The sequence below is a fragment of the Sediminibacterium salmoneum NBRC 103935 genome (assembly GCF_000511175.1).
GTDB lineage: Bacteria > Bacteroidota > Bacteroidia > Chitinophagales > Chitinophagaceae > Sediminibacterium > Sediminibacterium salmoneum.
The window spans coordinates 1,807,336-1,823,250 of record NZ_KI866530.1 but is presented as its reverse complement, the minus strand read 5'-3'; the positions used below and the strand labels follow the sequence as shown (position 1 = coordinate 1,823,250).

12 protein-coding genes are annotated in these 15,915 nt (G+C 36.1%); 7 read left to right on the top strand and 5 right to left on the bottom strand.

The features are described 5' to 3' along the window. Window positions 1-11: 11 nt before the first annotated feature. The 5 genes from P767_RS0108505 to P767_RS17645 all read right to left on the bottom strand — a co-directional run bounded on the left by P767_RS0108505 (window position 12) and on the right by P767_RS17645 (window position 6,836). Entirely contained in the window at window positions 12-1,022 is a 1,011-nt protein-coding gene (locus P767_RS0108505; protein ID WP_026764162.1) for a PAS domain S-box protein, read from the bottom strand. 6 nt (window positions 1,023-1,028) lie between these two features. Further along, window positions 1,029-1,196, bottom strand: a complete 168-nt coding sequence (locus P767_RS19155; RefSeq protein ID WP_407636326.1) for a response regulator — start codon at window positions 1,194-1,196, stop codon at window positions 1,029-1,031. 5 nt (window positions 1,197-1,201) lie between these two features. After that, on the bottom strand, window positions 1,202-1,462 hold the full coding sequence (locus P767_RS18685) for a response regulator (protein WP_216593225.1): 261 nt from the start codon (window positions 1,460-1,462) through the stop codon (window positions 1,202-1,204). Next, the gene (locus P767_RS17650; RefSeq protein ID WP_262506418.1) at window positions 1,455-2,825 is read right to left on the bottom strand and encodes a PAS domain-containing sensor histidine kinase; all 1,371 of its coding nucleotides are present in this window, start codon (window positions 2,823-2,825) and stop codon (window positions 1,455-1,457) included. Before P767_RS17650 ends, P767_RS18685 begins: the two co-directional genes overlap by 8 nt. A gap of 153 nt (window positions 2,826-2,978) precedes the next feature. After that, window positions 2,979-6,836, bottom strand: coding sequence for a PAS domain S-box protein (locus P767_RS17645; RefSeq protein ID WP_157611444.1), 3,858 nt, complete (start codon window positions 6,834-6,836; stop codon window positions 2,979-2,981). Window positions 6,837-6,900: 64 nt separating this feature from the next. Here P767_RS17645 and P767_RS0108480 point away from each other — a divergent pair, with 64 nt between their 5' ends. The 7 genes from P767_RS0108480 to P767_RS0108455 all read left to right on the top strand — a co-directional run bounded on the left by P767_RS0108480 (window position 6,901) and on the right by P767_RS0108455 (window position 15,862). Then, window positions 6,901-7,635, top strand: coding sequence for an NIPSNAP family protein (locus P767_RS0108480; RefSeq protein ID WP_026764160.1), 735 nt, complete (start codon window positions 6,901-6,903; stop codon window positions 7,633-7,635). A gap of 21 nt (window positions 7,636-7,656) precedes the next feature. Further along, window positions 7,657-8,052, top strand: a complete 396-nt coding sequence (locus tag P767_RS17640) for a hypothetical protein (RefSeq protein ID WP_157611442.1) — start codon at window positions 7,657-7,659, stop codon at window positions 8,050-8,052. A gap of 51 nt (window positions 8,053-8,103) precedes the next feature. Beyond that, window positions 8,104-11,751, top strand: a complete 3,648-nt coding sequence (locus P767_RS16460; RefSeq protein WP_245586866.1) for an efflux RND transporter permease subunit — start codon at window positions 8,104-8,106, stop codon at window positions 11,749-11,751. Next, window positions 11,742-12,500: a TolC family protein gene (locus tag P767_RS18850; protein ID WP_245586865.1), complete on the top strand. Its 759-nt coding sequence runs from the start codon at window positions 11,742-11,744 to the stop codon at window positions 12,498-12,500. Before P767_RS16460 ends, P767_RS18850 begins: the two co-directional genes overlap by 10 nt. A gap of 2 nt (window positions 12,501-12,502) precedes the next feature. Then, entirely contained in the window at window positions 12,503-13,639 is a 1,137-nt protein-coding gene (locus P767_RS0108465) for an efflux RND transporter periplasmic adaptor subunit (protein ID WP_026764159.1), read from the top strand. Between the two features lie 26 nt (window positions 13,640-13,665). Next, window positions 13,666-15,303 carry a tetratricopeptide repeat protein gene (locus P767_RS16455; RefSeq protein WP_026764158.1) on the top strand — a complete coding sequence of 546 codons (1,638 nt, stop codon included), beginning with the start codon at window positions 13,666-13,668 and terminating at the stop codon, window positions 15,301-15,303. 112 nt (window positions 15,304-15,415) lie between these two features. Then, the gene (locus P767_RS0108455) at window positions 15,416-15,862 is read left to right on the top strand and encodes a hypothetical protein (RefSeq protein WP_037351700.1); all 447 of its coding nucleotides are present in this window, start codon (window positions 15,416-15,418) and stop codon (window positions 15,860-15,862) included. The last annotated feature ends 53 nt before the right edge of the window (window positions 15,863-15,915 follow it).

The window sequence follows — 15,915 nt, the reverse complement described above, 5'->3', positions numbered from 1 at the left end:
AGGTAATGACTTTATTTTAGTCTGGCCTTATGTGTTTTTGTAGCAATATCGTGAATCACCTGGTCAATTTCTGTTGCGCAGACATTCAGGTCATTCAGTAAGATGGATTTTTCAACTTCATCTAAATCAATCCTTTGTAGCAGATGAACAATGCCCATAATTTTAGCAACAGGAGCTCTCATAACATGCGACTGAAGCCAGGCTATATCCTGTAACTCTTTGTTCTTTGTTTCAATAGCACTTATATATTCCAATCGGTCGGTGATATCATTAACAAGAATTACCCTGGCATTTCTACCTTTGTAATGAATAAAATTACTTTGAACATCTACGTCTATGATTGTGCCGTTTTTTTTAATATGTCTGAATAAACCTGATAAAAATTCCTTTGGATGAGCTCTCGCAATTTTTAATTGATCTTCAAAAGCTGACATGTCTTGTTGTGGTCTTATGTCTTTTAGGGTCATTTGCAGGAATTCAGATTCTGTATATCCATAGTGTTTTTGTGCTGCTTCATTTACGTCTAAAAATTCCAGCGTATCAATATCATATACCCACATTGGTAGTGGGCTTAAATGGAAAAGTTCACTGTATCTTTTTTCTGACTCAGTTAGTTCATTGCTCTTTTTTAAACGCTCAATACAATATATGATGCTTTTATATAAGCCATCTCCTGTTAGTTCGTCTTTTAATAAGTAATCGGCAATTCCTTTGGAAATGGAATTGATGCTAAAATCTATATCCGAATAACCTGTTAACACAATTACTGGAGTATCAATACAGATTTCCAGAATATTTTCAATTAACTCATCTCCACTTTTATCGGATAGTGAAAGGTCTAATAATACTACGTCAAATTTATTCAATGTATTTTCAATACATTTTTTTGTTTCTTTAAAACTTTGCGCATGAACGATATTCGGGGCATTGATATGCTCCTCTAAATAATCAGTAATTAAAAGAAAATCTCCCGGATTATCCTCAACAATTAAAATATTGTATAGTTTTTTGTCTTTGATCATAGTTGTTTAATGAGGCAAAGTAACCGTTTGTACCCAGAAATTTTCAATAGATTCCATTACTGTATTAAATCCATCAACATCCGTTGGTTTGGTGATGTAACAATTAGCATGGTTTTTATAAGAAGTTAATACATCTTGTTCGGATGAAGAAGTAGTTAGCATAATTACAGGAATCTGTTTTAATGTTTCAGATTCTTTAATATGGTGTAGTACTTCATGTCCGTTTTTTTTGGCAAATTAATATCTAATAGAATAAAATCGGGCAATTCATTCTGTTCTATATTTGCAAGATTGTCAAGATAGTCAATCGCTTGTTTTCCATCTCGAATTACACTGATTTTGTTGGCAAATAATTTTTCCTCTAATGCTTCTGTAGTTAATAGAATGTCACCTTCATTATCTTCTATCAATAATATATGATTTGGCTTTAAATTATGCATGGATAATCTTTTTAATAGTAAAATAAAACTTACTCCCCTTACCTAAATCAGATTCAACTCTTATATTTCCTTTATGTAAGGATACAATTTTTTTGCAAATTGCTAACCCAATTCCACTAGTATCTTCATCCTTGTATTTATTGATTTTGTAAAAAAGCTCAAATATTTTTTGGTGATTTTCTGGCTCTATTCCAATGCCATTGTCTTCAATACAAAATTCCCATTCTGATGGGTGAGATATACAGGAAATTTTAATTAAGGCCATTTTAGACAGATCTGCATATTTGATTGCATTGTTGATTAGGTTGTTAAATAAAACCTTAATGCCAGTTATATTACCATTAATATCTGGTAAATCTGTCTTTTCAACTATTATATTTTTTTCCTGTATCAATTGTTCAGATCCCTTTAGTATTTCATTTACTAAAGAATTAGTGTGTACCAATTCAATGATTTTGTCTTTCTCTGTTAATTTTGAATAGTTCAGTAGTTCGTCTATCATTTTACTCATTCTTTTGGCTCCATCTACTGCGTAATATATATATTGTCTTGCTTTATCGTCCAGGCTTCCAGAATATTTATGATCAATTTTTTGCATGAACTGATTAATCATTCTTAATGGTTCTTTCAGATCATGTGAAACAATTGTTGAAAACTGTGACAATTCATTGTTTTTATTAATGAGTTCTTTTCTTGTATCAACTATATCTTGTATTAATCTGCCTTCAGGAATAATGGAAAATACTTCGTTATTGTCATTTGTTAGTGGTTTTAGGTTAAACAAGATAGTAGTTGTAGCGCCCTCTTTTCCTAATATTTCAACTTCGTATTGAATAAATTCTCCTTTTGAAGCTCTCTCGATATTTTTCTTCAACTCTTCCTGAGTAGCTTTTGAAATTGTCCACCAATGACAATCCCAGAATTTTTTGCCAATTACATCTTCGGGTTTAAGACCAGCAAATGAAATGGCTGATTCATTAGCTTCAGTAAGAGTTCCGTCAGGCGTTAAAAATCCAATAAACTGAAAAGCAGAATTAAAAATACCTTTGAATTTTCTGGCAACTTCAGCTAATTCATTTTGGGCTTTCATTAGTGCTTCTTCTCTGTCTTTTTGCTCTTGTATATCCTGAAAAGTACCATAAATCCGAATACATCTGTTATCTTTGAATTCAGGGGTTCCCTTTGCTTTTGTCCAAAGTTCTGATCCGTCTTTTTTTATAAGTTTTACATCTGTTTCGTAGGCTTTGCCATTTTTTATGGCTTCATTAAACAACGCAATTAATTTTACTTGATTTTCATCTTTTTTTATAAAATCAAACGCCTCTTTAATATTCGGGGTATAATCATCCGATACTCCATGTATTTTTTTGTCGTAGAAGACCAGAATACAGTATCATTAATTAAATCAACTTCCCAAACACCTATTTTAGCAGCTTTATTGCTCTCTTCAAATAAAGCATTTAATTTTTCCAATCTACTTATATCGTTACTTATACTATTCAATGTTTAAAATATTTTATTTATTCGAATTTATTGGAAGTGTAAAATAAAAAACGCTCCCTTTTTCTTTTTCAGATTCAACAAATATTTTACCGCCTTGATTTTCAATAATCTTTTTAACTATAGCAAGCCCTATGCCTGTTCCGCTATAGTCCTCTTTATTATGTAGTCTTTGAAATATCTCGAAAATTTTATCATGAAATTCTTCATCTATTCCAATGCCATTGTCTTTAATGCTAAATTTCCAGTAATCATTTTCCTTATTACATTCAATTGAAATTTTAGCGATACTATTTGATTCCTGATATTTCAAAGCATTGCTAATCAGATTCTGAAAAATTTGTCTTAAGGAAGTTTTATAAGTATTTATTACAGGCATCGGGCCAATTTCTATAGTTGCATTTTTCTCTTCAATTTGTTTTTTATATAACTGAATTATTTCTTCTAATACCAATTTAACATTTACTTCTTCTTTACTCAGTTCTTGTCGGCCAATTCGGGAGAATTCAAGAATATCTAGAATAATCTGCCTCATCCGCTTTGCTCCGTCAACCGCAAAAAAGATATATTTTTTACCTTTTTCATCCAGAATATGTCCATATTTCTTTTCTATCTGTGTAAGGAAACTGCTAATCATTCTGAGGGGTTCCTGTAAGTCGTGTGAAGCGATATAAGCAAAATTTTCTAATTCTTTATTGGACGTAGCCAGATCTTTAGCTTGGTTCATGAGTTTTTCATTTAATTTTCCAAGCTCTATTTCATTTTGTTTTAGTTTGCTTATGTCTTGTGTAGAACCTATCATTTTAATAGCTTTTCCAGTGCTGGTTCTAACAATATACCCCCTGTCATAAACAATAGCATAAGAACCATCCGCACGTTTACAACGGTATTGATCTTCCCAATAGTGAATATTGGGGTCATTAAAGATGGTATTTCGATTCTCTTCTACTCTGTCCAAATCTTCTGGATGAATAAAGTCTAGCCAGAGAGATTTATTGGTTTTTGAAAAATTAGATGTATATCCAAGATTTTCAAAAAAAGAAGTCCCTAAACGGATTGTTTCTCCGCTAATGATATCCCAATCCCATATTAAGTCATTGGTCGCTTTGGCAACCATACTGAATCGTTCATTACTTTCAAATATTTTTTGTTGTGCTAATTTTTTGTCATTGATATCCTGAAAACTTCCATAAACCCTGATACATTTACCATTTAAGAATTCTCCTTCACCAATACTTCTAACCCATTTCCAGTTCCCTTTAAATGTTTCAATCAATAATTCTTCGTCCCAAGGAATCCCTTTATCTATACATTCCTGAACCCTTTGTTGAATCATATTTCTATGAAATCCCTCTTTAAATTTTGAAATTCCTTTTTCAAATGTGGGTATAAAATCAGGTTCTGCTTCTCTTATTTCTTTTGTGATATCAGACCAGAATACTGTACCATTTAACAAATTAATTTCCCAACTGCCAATTCTGGCCAGCCTATTCGATTTATTTAGGATGTCTTCAAGACTTTTCTTTTCTGTAATGTCTTTTCCAATACCATATATCAAGTTGTCTTCACTTGAAGGTACAAGTGTCCATGCAATCCATTTAATGGTTCCAGTTTTTGTAATCAATCTATTTTCAAGGTAATGAATGGTTTCTCCTTTTGAGAGTTTTTCAGCTTCTTTTCTGGTTCTTTCTTCATCATCCGGATGTAGGAAATGAGTAAAAGGAAAATCAATAATTTCTTCAGGATGATATTCAAGTATATTTTGAATTGACGGGTTGGTTTTTTTGATATTACCTTCAACATCTGCAATAACTATGAGATCTCCGGATGTTGTAAATATTTTGTTTAACTCAATTGTAAGTCTTTTTCTAATGATTTCTGCCGAAAGCACTTTGCTTACTTGCTGAAACAAATTGGTAGATATATATTTTAGATTATGTTGATTAGATATTCCTAAACACATTACACCTATTACCTGGTTCCCGTTGACTAAGGGAATGCCATACATGGCTTTAATTTTATATTTCTCTGCCAAGGATTTACGGCTGAATTCAGGATGATTTAACAGGTCATCCCAATATACTATCTTTTTATTTTTCCAAACATGGCCAGGTAAACCCATATTTTGGTTGATGTATTTAAAATGATTGTTGTCTATATAGAATCCAGCGTATTTTTCACTTATGCCTGCAAATGCTGATAAGGATAATGTTTCATTTCCGGCGCTTAAAAGCCATATTTCTCCTATGATGAACTCTTCAGAGGCAATAATTCTTTTTAATGTTTGAGTTAGAATAGATTCAAGCGTAGCCTCTTGTAGAAACAGATTACTAATATCCGTTAAAAGAATTTTTTCTAATTCTACTTTTTTGGCTTCAGTAACATTTCTTTCAACTGCAATCCAATGTGTAAACCAACCTTTTTCGTCTGCAACTGGGGTAATAGTAAAATTATTCCAGAACTCTTCTCCGTCTTTCTTGTAATTGACCAGTGTTGTTTCAAATCTTTGCCAATTTTTTAATGCGGCTCTAAGTTTGGTTAATTCAGCTTTGTCTGTTTTAGGTCCTTGAAGAATTCTTGGCGTTTTACCAATGACTTCTTCTTTTCCGTATCCTGTCATTTCCGTAAAAGCTTCATTAACAAAAATGATCCTGGGGCCTGGTAAATCAAAAGGTTCAGCCTCCGTTATGATGATGGCATCACTGGTATTCTTAATAACCGATTCCATTAGTTTTAATTCACTAATGGCTTTTTCTCTTTGTGTTACGTCTCTGAAATTAATAACAATACCTTCTATATTAGGGTCATCTAAAAGATTGGTTAAAGTAAACTCTACTATAATCCAATAATTATTATTGTGCTTAAACTGAATATTATCTGCAATAATTACATCACCTGGTTTTTCTAATGCAAACTGATAATACTTTAATAAAGAAGGGATATCTTTTGGATGAATTTGGTCAACGAGTTTGGCTTTAAGAATTGTTTCTTGTGTGTATCCTGTTAATTTAAATATAGATGGAGAGGCATAAATAGATTCACCTTCTTTGTTTAAGATTAGAATTGCATCTGATGCATTGTCTACCAGTGCATGAAACCTTTTTTCGTTTTTTAATAGAAGAGTTGCCTGTTTCTTTATTTCAGTTCCATCTCTTGCAACACAATACATTGTTTTATCTTCAGTATCCCAGTATGCTGACCAAATAATATTTACAACTTCGCCATCTTTTCTTACTAATTTATTTTCAAAATTAGTCATACTATTCCCGCCCATGATATAGTTTCTGGCTACTTGAGTTGTATGAAAGTCCTCTTTAAAAACAAATTCAGAGAAATGTTTACCAATCATTTCTTCTGGTTTGTATCCCAGTATAGTATAACTTGCTGCACTCACAGACTCATAAATCCCCATTTCGTTAACGGCACAGATTATATCAAGCGATGATTCAAGAATCTTATTGAGTTTGTTTTTGGTCTGTAAAATTTCAAGTTCCTTTACTTTTGAATTTGTAATATCTTGAACAACCCCTAATAGAATTGGACTGCTCGTAGATGTGTTCTTCTTTAATGAAACATAACAATTGATGTAGTGTGTTTTTTTCTCAACATCCTCAATCTTACATTCAATATTAGCTTCTTTTTCAGTTTTTAAGAGTTCTACAATCAAAGCTTGTATAGAATCAAGATGATCTTTTTGAATCTGTGATTTAATTTTTGTTAAACTGGGTATTGGCTGCTTGACCGACCACCCAAAAATGAAGTAAATACCTTCCGAACAAATCAGTTGACCTGTATGTACATCGTATTCAAACGTGCCGAAATGGGCAATGGATTCAGCAACTGATAATAACTCCTTATTTCTATTTGTCGGCATGGATAAGGGATGTTTAACGATATTTTGTACTAACCCACTTAAATTTACAACAAAATATGCTGCAATGAAAAAGAGATTTACTTTAATCCTATGCGTTTTTACATTATTTGCTTTCGCAGCCCCCAATAATGAGTATTACAAATTGATAGTTTACCATTACGCTGATTCCAGACAAGAGAAGCAGTTAGATGAATTTCTTTCTTCTGTTTATTTGCCTCAACTGCATAAAACGGGTTTTACTAAAATTGGCGTCTTCAAGCCAATTGCTAATGATACAGCAAAAGATAAAAAGATATTGGTTTTATTGAATCATGAGAAATTAGAGAAGTTGAGCCAGCCCTTGCAATGGGGTCTCTCTGAATTAGGCAGTTATGCTCAACCCATTTATACCCGATACGAACAAATATTACTAAGTGCTTTCAAGGATATGCCAAAAATGAAGGTTCCTTCAGATGCAGTTTCAAAAAATGAAAGGGTTTTTGAACTAAGAAGTTATGAAAGTCCAACTGAATCGGCGTATAGAAATAAGGTTCATATGTTTAATGAAGGTGGCGAAATAAAATTATTCGATCAGCTTGGGTTCAATGCTGTTTTTTATGCAGATGTTTTATATGGTTCCACAATGCCAAATTTAATGTACATGACCAGCTTCAGCAGTATTGAAAGCAGAAATGAACATTGGAAACAATTTGGGGAGTCTGCCACCTGGAAAAAATTGTCTTCAATGGACTTTTATAAGAACAATATGTCTGCTTTACATAGCTATTTGCTTAAAAGCACTGCATATTCAGATTATTAATAATTAGTGTACCTTTAGAACTTGAAAAAGGGCATAGCAATATTATTCCTTTCCATTTACCTCTGCACTGTTACAGAGGCGCACGAGTTGTTGAAGCTACCTGTAATATTTCAGCACTTTATTGAGCATCAGTCCGAAGACAACAACATCACCGTATTTCAGTTTTTAAAAATTCATTACGGTCAAGACGATGTGCAGGATGATGATTATGCAAGAGATATGCAGTTGCCATTTAAAACGGCTGGTGAATTCTTTACTTCTTCGGTTTCCCCTTTTGTGCCATTAAATTCAATTATCGTATTGCCTTATCCTTCCGTTTTATCGGAAAACCAGGTTAAGGGTCATCACTCCTTTAATTTCAATTCGAACTATCAGGTCAATATCTGGCAACCCCCCAAGCTTTGTGTGAATTCTTAACACAAAGATTTCCTTTTATAGGTATTTTCAAATTATAATTAAAAATCAATAATGCTAACAAGAATTATTGAGTTTTCCGTTCGGAATAAACTCATAGTAGGATTATTTCTGGTAGCACTCATTGGATATGGTACAATTGAATTAACCAGACTTCCTATAGATGCAGTGCCAGATATTACCAATAACCAGGTGCAGGTGATTACAGTAGCTCCTTCATTTGGTGCTACTGACATTGAACGGCTGGTAACTTTCCCCATAGAACAGGCGAATAACAATATATCAGGACTGCTTGAAATCAGGAGTTTCTCCAGATTTGGCTTATCGCTGGTAACCATTGTGTTCGACGATAATACAGATATATATTGGGCAAGACAGCAGGTAGCAGAGCGATTATTGCAGGTGCAATCCCAGATACCTGCAGGCATTGGAACACCCCAACTGGGGCCTGTTTCAACGGGGCTGGGCGAAATTTATCAATACGTTGTTCGACCAGAGAAAGGTTACGAAAAGCAATACGATATAACCGAATTAAGAACCATTCAGGATTGGATTGTCAGAAGACAATTACTAGGCGTAAAAGGAGTGGCAGAAGTAAGTTCTTTCGGAGGAAAATTAAAACAGTATTCTGTAGAAGTTGATCCGGCGAAATTACTGAGCTATAATATTACTATATCAGATGTTTTCAATGCTTTGGAAACGAATAATCAGAATACAGGAGGTGCATACATTGAAAAAGGACCAACTGTATTATTTATTCGTTCTGAAGGTTTGCTGGGTAATATTGAAGACATACAGAATATTGCTATTAAGAAAATAGCGGGTGGTACACCCTTGTTCGTCAGAGATGTTGCTGAAGTTAAGATTGGACATGCCACCCGTTATGGTGCCATGGCTTATAATGATCAGGGTGAAGTGGCAGGAGCAGTTGTGATGATGCTGAAGGGGGCAAATAGCAATACGGTAATTAAAAATGTAAAAGAAAGAATAGCACAAATTCAGAAATCTCTGCCCAAGGGAGTTGTGATTGAGCCTTTTCTCGACAGAACCAAAATGGTCAACAATGCCATAGGAACCGTAGAAAAGAATTTGCTGGAAGGTGCCTTGATTGTGGTTTTTGTATTGGTAATATTTCTGGGAAATATAAGAGCAGGATTAATTGTGGCATCGGTGATTCCATTGTCTATGTTATTTGCTGTTATCATGATGAACCTGTTTGGCGTAAGTGGGAATCTCATGAGTTTAGGTGCACTGGATTTTGGTTTGATTGTAGATGGAGCAGTTATTATTGTAGAAGCCGTTATGCATCAGCTGAGTCACAGTAAAAAGTTTGCAGTAGTGAATCGATTGTCGCAGCAGCAAATGGATAAGGAAGTGAATCATTCGGCCAGTAAGATGATGAATAGCGCTGTATTTGGACAGATTATCATATTGGTTGTGTACCTGCCTATTTTTACTTTGCAGGGTATTGAAGGTAAAATGTTCAAGCCGATGGCGCAAACAGTAGCTTTTGCTTTATTGGGTGCTTTCCTCTTATCACTTACGTATATCCCAATGATGAGTTCGGTATTCCTAAGTAAGAATATTTCGCATAAAGCAACCTGGTCCGACAGAATCATGGCACAGCTGGAGAAACGGTATAAAAATTTACTGGCAACTGTAATTGGTTATCCAAAAATGGTTTTATCGGTTGTAATTGGTTTGTTTATCACCGCTATGGTAATCTTATCGGGTTTGGGTGGAGAGTTTATTCCAGCTTTAGAAGAAGGGGACTTTGCCGTGGACACCAGGGTGCTTACAGGCAGTAATTTAAATACTACCATTGAGAGCACACAAAAAGCCGCAGGGTTATTGATTAAAGAATATCCGGAAATTGAAAAAATAGTTACTAAAATAGGCAGTGGTGAAATTCCTACCGATCCTATGCCAATGGAAGCCAGTGATTTGATGGTAATTCTTAAACCAAAAGAAGAGTGGACATCTGCCAAAACCTTTAATGAACTGGCAGAAAAGATGGGTAATACCATGTCTGCTGTACCAGGCATTACTACCGGATTTCAATATCCGGTACAGATGCGTTTTAACGAATTAATGACGGGAGCAAGGCAGGATGTGGTTTGTAAAATATTCGGAGAAAATCTGGATAGTCTTGCCGCGTATGCAGCAAGCGTTGGTAAAATTGCGGGAACCGTTGATGGCGCTGTAAGTGTGTATGTGGAAGCAGTAACCGGAATGCCTCAAATCCTGATCGAGTACAATCGCAACACCATTGCACAGTTTAATCTGAACGTAAGTGAAATCAACAAAATTGTAAATGCATCTTTTGCCGGACAAAGTACCGGATTGCTTTTTGAAGGAGAGAAAAGATTTGATCTGGTGGTAAGAATTAAAGGGGAATTGAAACAAAACCTGAACGATATTCAGCGATTATTAATTCCAACACCCAGTGGAGTACAAGTGCCATTGTCTCAATTGGCAACCGTAACCATTAAAGATGGACCCAATCAAATTCAAAGAGAAGATGCAAAGAGGAGAATCATCATTGGATTCAATGTGCGCGGAAGAGATGTGGAAAGCATTGTAAAAGAGTTACAGCAAAAAATACAAAAGCAAGTGAAGTTTCCACCGGGATATTATATTACTTATGGAGGAGCATTTGAGAATTTAAATGCAGCAAAGGCAAGGTTGATGATTGCAGTGCCGGTTTCTCTGTTATTGATATTCCTGTTATTGTATTTTGCTTTTAATTCTATTAAGCACGGGTTGCTGATTTACTCGGCCATTCCTTTATCTGCCATTGGAGGTATCTTCTTCCTGGCACTCAGAGATATGCCATTCAGTATTAGTGCGGGAGTTGGTTTTATAGCCTTGTTTGGAGTTGCTGTATTAAATGGTATTGTTTTGATAGCAGAATTTAACCGGTTAAAAAAAGATGGGATGGAAGATCTTAGAGAGATTGTATTAATGGGTACCAGTTTGCGATTAAGGCCGGTGCTAATGACCGCTTTTGTTGCTTCTCTGGGCTTTTTACCAATGGCATTAAGCAATGGTGCGGGTGCTGAAGTACAAAGGCCTTTGGCTACTGTTGTAATAGGAGGGTTGTTAATTGCTACTTTCCTCACTTTATTTGTTTTGCCTGTATTGTATATTATGTTTGAGAAAGGATTTTCCAATCCGGTGAAACCGGCGAAAGCCACAACCCTGGTGATTGGATTTTTGTTTGCCGCCACTAACTTAATGGCGCAAAATAGTAACCTGCCAACTTTATCCAGATACACCCCTGATTATTCAGCAAAAAAGATTACGCTGAAAGCAGCCATTGATTCGGCTATCCAGAATAATCTGGTTTTAAAGAATGAACAACTAAAAGCAAAATACCAGGAGCTGCTGATTGGTACGGCCGGTAATTTGCCAAAGACTGCACTAATTAGTGAAATAGGACAAATCAACAGTATATACAATGATACCCGGTTTGGCGTAAGTCAGTCAACTGCATTTCCAACGGTGTATAAGCGGGAAAAAGCTTTGCTGCAGGAAGAATTCAAAAGCAGTGTATTGAATATTGCTGTTCAGGAAGCAGTGCTGAGAAAACAGGTTCAGCAAGTGTATTATACCTTGGTTTACATGCAAAAGAAAAAACACTTCTGCAGTTTTCTGATAGTCTGTATGCTGCATTTTTCCAGAAATCTGCCTTGCGATTAAAAACCGGGGAAACCAATATTCTGGAAAAAACAAGTGCAGAAACTTTGCTGGGTCAAATTAATGTGCAAAAGGAACAGTTACTAAAAGATGAAGCGGCTATGCAGTTACAGTTTCATTTGTTATTAAATACAAGTGATTTTATGGTTCCTGCCAACGAAGACAGGCCGCTGGAAGTATCTGCCATTTTAGATACTGCACTCATTAATAATCATCCGGTATTACAAAGCATACAGCAGCAGCAACAGATTGCACAGGCCGGTGTAGCATTTGAGCAAAGTAAACTGTTGCCAGACCTTTCACTAGGTTACCTGAATGGAAGTATTCGTGGAATTGGAGCCGATGATAAGTTTTATGCAGGAAAAAGATTCAGCGCATTTCAGCTGGGTGTAGGTATTCCCATTTTCAATAAGGCGCAGAAAGCCAGAATTAATAGTGCTACACTCAACGAGAAAATTGCCCAATCACAATACCAGCAGGTAAAGCAGCAGATTAATACAGAGTACCAGGTGGCAATGTCACAGTATCAGAAATTTCTGGCCACCGTGCAGTACATGGAAAAGACGGGTTTAAAAAACGCACAAATCATTACCGAAACCGCCAACAAACAATTGGCTGCAGGCGAAATCAACTATCTGGAATGGGTTCAGTTGATTAATCAGGCAACGCTTGTAAAAAGCGATTATATAGAAGCGGTTAGAAGTTTAAATGAAGCCATCATTCAATTAATTTACTTTATTCAATCCAAATAATTATGAAACAATATTTTATTATACTGGCTTTTTCTATTGCTTTTTTAGCCTGCGGAACCAAATCGGGTTCTGAAGAAGAGCAGGGGGCTGAAGTTTCCGGAGCGGATACCATAAGTGTAACAGATGCACAAATTAAAAATGCCGATTTTCAAACTGGTCCATTACAAACAGGTGAAATGTCTTCTCTGTTAAAAGTAAATGGTAAGGTGGATGTGCCACCTCAGAATATGGTTTCAATTAGTGTGCCATTAGGGGGGTATTTAAAAACCAGCAAGCTGCTGCCGGGTATGCATGTAAACAAGGGAGAAGTGTTAGCCATCATGGAAGATCAGCAATACATTCAGTTGCAACAGGATTATCTAATGGCAAAAGTAAAACAGAGTCAGTTAGAAAAGGAATACGCCAGACAAAAGGAGTTGAATGCCAGTCAGGCCTCCAGCGATAAAATGTTGCAGCAGGCCGAGGCCGATTTAAAATCACATCGAATTCTTTCAGCAGCATTGGCACAGAAACTTCAGCTGGTAGGAATACAGCCAGCCAATCTAACAGAGAACAATATCAGTAAAAGTGTCAATATACATTCACCCATCGATGGATATGTAACCAAAGTGAATGTGAACATTGGAAAGTATATTTCTCCAACAGAAATTATGTTTGAATTGGTTAATCCAACAGATATACATCTGGCTTTGAAAATCTTTGAAAAGGATTTACCCAAATTGTTTATTGGGCAGGAACTGATTGCCTATACCAATAACAATCCGAATAAAAAGTACGATTGTGAGGTTTTGTTAATGGGCAAAGACATTAATGCAGAGGGATATACCGATGTGCACTGTCATTTTGAACAGTACGATAAAATTTTGATTCCGGGAACGTACATGAATGCGGAAATTAAAGTTAAAAACCGCCAGGCAATAGTGCTGCCAGCTGATGCCATAGTTCGACATGAAGGAAAACACTTTATATTTAAAGAGGTATCCAGACAGAAATATGCCATGTTGGAAGTGGAAGTGGGTGAAACGGAAAATGGATTAACAGAGCTATTGGTTCCGGAAGCCATGCTGAAGGAAACCGGCAATTATGTTATAAAGGGTGCCTATACTTTGCTGATGATGTTAAAGAATGAGGCAGAGTAATTAAATTGCGGCCAATCTCTTCATATATGATCAATCGCTGGATAGTTAAATCGTTGTTTATTTTTCTTTTGCTTGGCTTAGCCATCTCAAGTTCGGCACAAACCCTGGATCAGCTGGTAAAGCGGGGTCTGCAGAGAATGGCGGTAAAGAATTACAAGGGCGCAATAGAAGATTTTACTCAGGCTTTGGAAGAAACCCCGGATGATATCAATTTGTTTCTGAATCGGGCGATTGCTAAAAGAGAGCTTAAAAATTATGAAGGTGCAATTGAAGATATCGGATTTGCATTGGAAGTAAAAGACTCCGATGCAAATCTGTATTTTAACAGAGGGATTATAAAAGGCCTTGCAGGGGATGCCGCCGGTGCAGTAGAAGACTACAATAAAGCCATAAGCTTAGGACCTGCAACCGCCAATATGTTCTTTAACAGGGGCATAGAAAAGGAACGCACAGAAGACTATGCAGGGGCACTGAAGGATTACAACCGCGCATTGCAGCTCAAGCCCAATTATGGTGAAGTGTATTTTAACAGAGGAGTAGTTAAATACGCTTTAAAAGATATTGCTGGTGCTTTGGCAGACTACAGCAAAGCCATTGTTTTTAATCCGGAAAACACAGATGCCTGGTTCAACAGAGGCTATGTAAAAGCCAGACAGAATAACCATAAAGCAGCTTTGTCAGATTTTGATAAAGCCATTTCCCTGGATCCGGCAGCAGATATTTATTTTAACCGAGGCATTTCCAAAGCTGCATTAAATAATCACAAAGCAGCTATAGAAGATTACAATGAAGTCATCGCCATTGACTCTTCGGTAGAGAATGTGTTTTTTAACAGGGCAATCAGTAAAATACAGTTGAAAGATTTTGATGGAGCTTTACCCGATCTGGATCTGGCACTGGAAAACAATCAGTCCAGTCCGGATATCTATTTTAACAGGGGAATTTTATATCGCAACAAAAAGCTGTATAAAGAGGCTAAGGAAGACTTTGACAGGGCAATTGTACTGAATCCAAAGAACGCAGACCTGTTTGTAAACAGAGGATTAATTCAGCTGGAATTATCAGATACAGCAGCTGCAGTAGACGACTTCTCCAGTGCCATTGACTTAAATAAAAAGAATATAAGCGCCTATTTTAACAGAGGCCTTCAATTCGAACGTTCCGGCGATTTTGAAGCTGCTTTGGACGATTACAATCAGGCTTTGAAACTCAATCCCAACTATGGCGATATATATTTCAATCGCGGCTATGTAAAAAATGCACTGGGAGATAAAAAAGGAGCACTGGCAGATTACAACAGCTGTATCCGTTTAAGACCCGGCAATGCAGGGGCCTGGTACAACAGGGGGCTGGCCAAGTATGCAGCAAAGGATCTGGCAGGTGCGTTGGCAGATTATAACCGGGTAATTCAGCTAGACCCGCAAATGCCCAATATATTTTTTAATCGAGGAATTGTAAAGGGACAACTTAAACAGTTCGCCTCGGCTATCGCTGATTATGATAAAGCCATTGACCAGGATCCCAAAAACGGGGATATTTATTTAAACAGAGGGATTCTAAAAGTAATTTTAAAGCAAAATGCAGCTGGTTGTGAGGATTTGCAAAAGGCAGCAGCTATGGGCGTATTTGCTGCTACCATTGAGTTAGAGAAATCCTGTAAATAATACCGTTTGTTGAATTAATATACCATTAACACTTATAAAAGTTAAAACCAATGCCAAAACTGTAATATTGGTATTAGTTATTATACTAATGGGAAAAATTAAACCAACAAACATGAAAAAGCTTTTATTATCTGCATTCGTTTTATTTACTGCAGTAATCAGTTTATCGGCACAAACCGTTGATGAAGTAATTAATAAGTACGTTCAGGCCATTGGAGGCGCAGAAAAATGGAGTAAGGTCCAGACGCTTAAAGTAGAAGGTCAAATTGAAGTGCAGGGAATTGCCATTCCATTTACCATGCAGGCAGTGCATATGAAGGGTATGCGGGTAGATGCAGAATTTCAGGGAAGTAAAATTATTGATATCACCACTCCAACCAAAGGATGGGCTCAGAATCCATTGATGGGTAAAACCAGTCTGGAAGAAATTCCAGCTGATGAATTAAAGACGAAGTTAGATGAATTGGATGTGCAGGATGAGTTTGTAAAACTACAAGGAAAAAGGTTCAACCGTAGAATATTTAGGAAAGGAAGAAGACGAAGGTGCTTCTTACCATAAAGTAAAATTGACTCGTATAACTTCGTATAATGTATGCTATACGAAGTTATTAC

What these genes read in the sequence shown, in the direction of transcription:
- P767_RS16455 (WP_026764158.1), top strand. Translation starts at nt 13,666, where the DNA reads ATGATCAATCGCTGGATAGTTAAATCGTTGTTTATTTTTCTTTTGCTT.
- P767_RS17645 (WP_157611444.1), bottom strand. Translation starts at nt 6,836, where the DNA reads ATGCCGACAAATAGAAATAAGGAGTTATTATCAGTTGCTGAATCCATT.
- P767_RS0108465 (WP_026764159.1), top strand. Translation starts at nt 12,503, where the DNA reads ATGAAACAATATTTTATTATACTGGCTTTTTCTATTGCTTTTTTAGCC.
- P767_RS0108505 (WP_026764162.1), bottom strand. Translation starts at nt 1,022, where the DNA reads ATGATCAAAGACAAAAAACTATACAATATTTTAATTGTTGAGGATAAT.
- P767_RS16460 (WP_245586866.1), top strand. Translation starts at nt 8,104, where the DNA reads ATGCTAACAAGAATTATTGAGTTTTCCGTTCGGAATAAACTCATAGTA.
- P767_RS18685 (WP_216593225.1), bottom strand. Translation starts at nt 1,462, where the DNA reads ATGCATAATTTAAAGCCAAATCATATATTATTGATAGAAGATAATGAA.
- P767_RS0108455 (WP_037351700.1), top strand. Translation starts at nt 15,416, where the DNA reads ATGAAAAAGCTTTTATTATCTGCATTCGTTTTATTTACTGCAGTAATC.
- P767_RS0108480 (WP_026764160.1), top strand. Translation starts at nt 6,901, where the DNA reads ATGAAAAAGAGATTTACTTTAATCCTATGCGTTTTTACATTATTTGCT.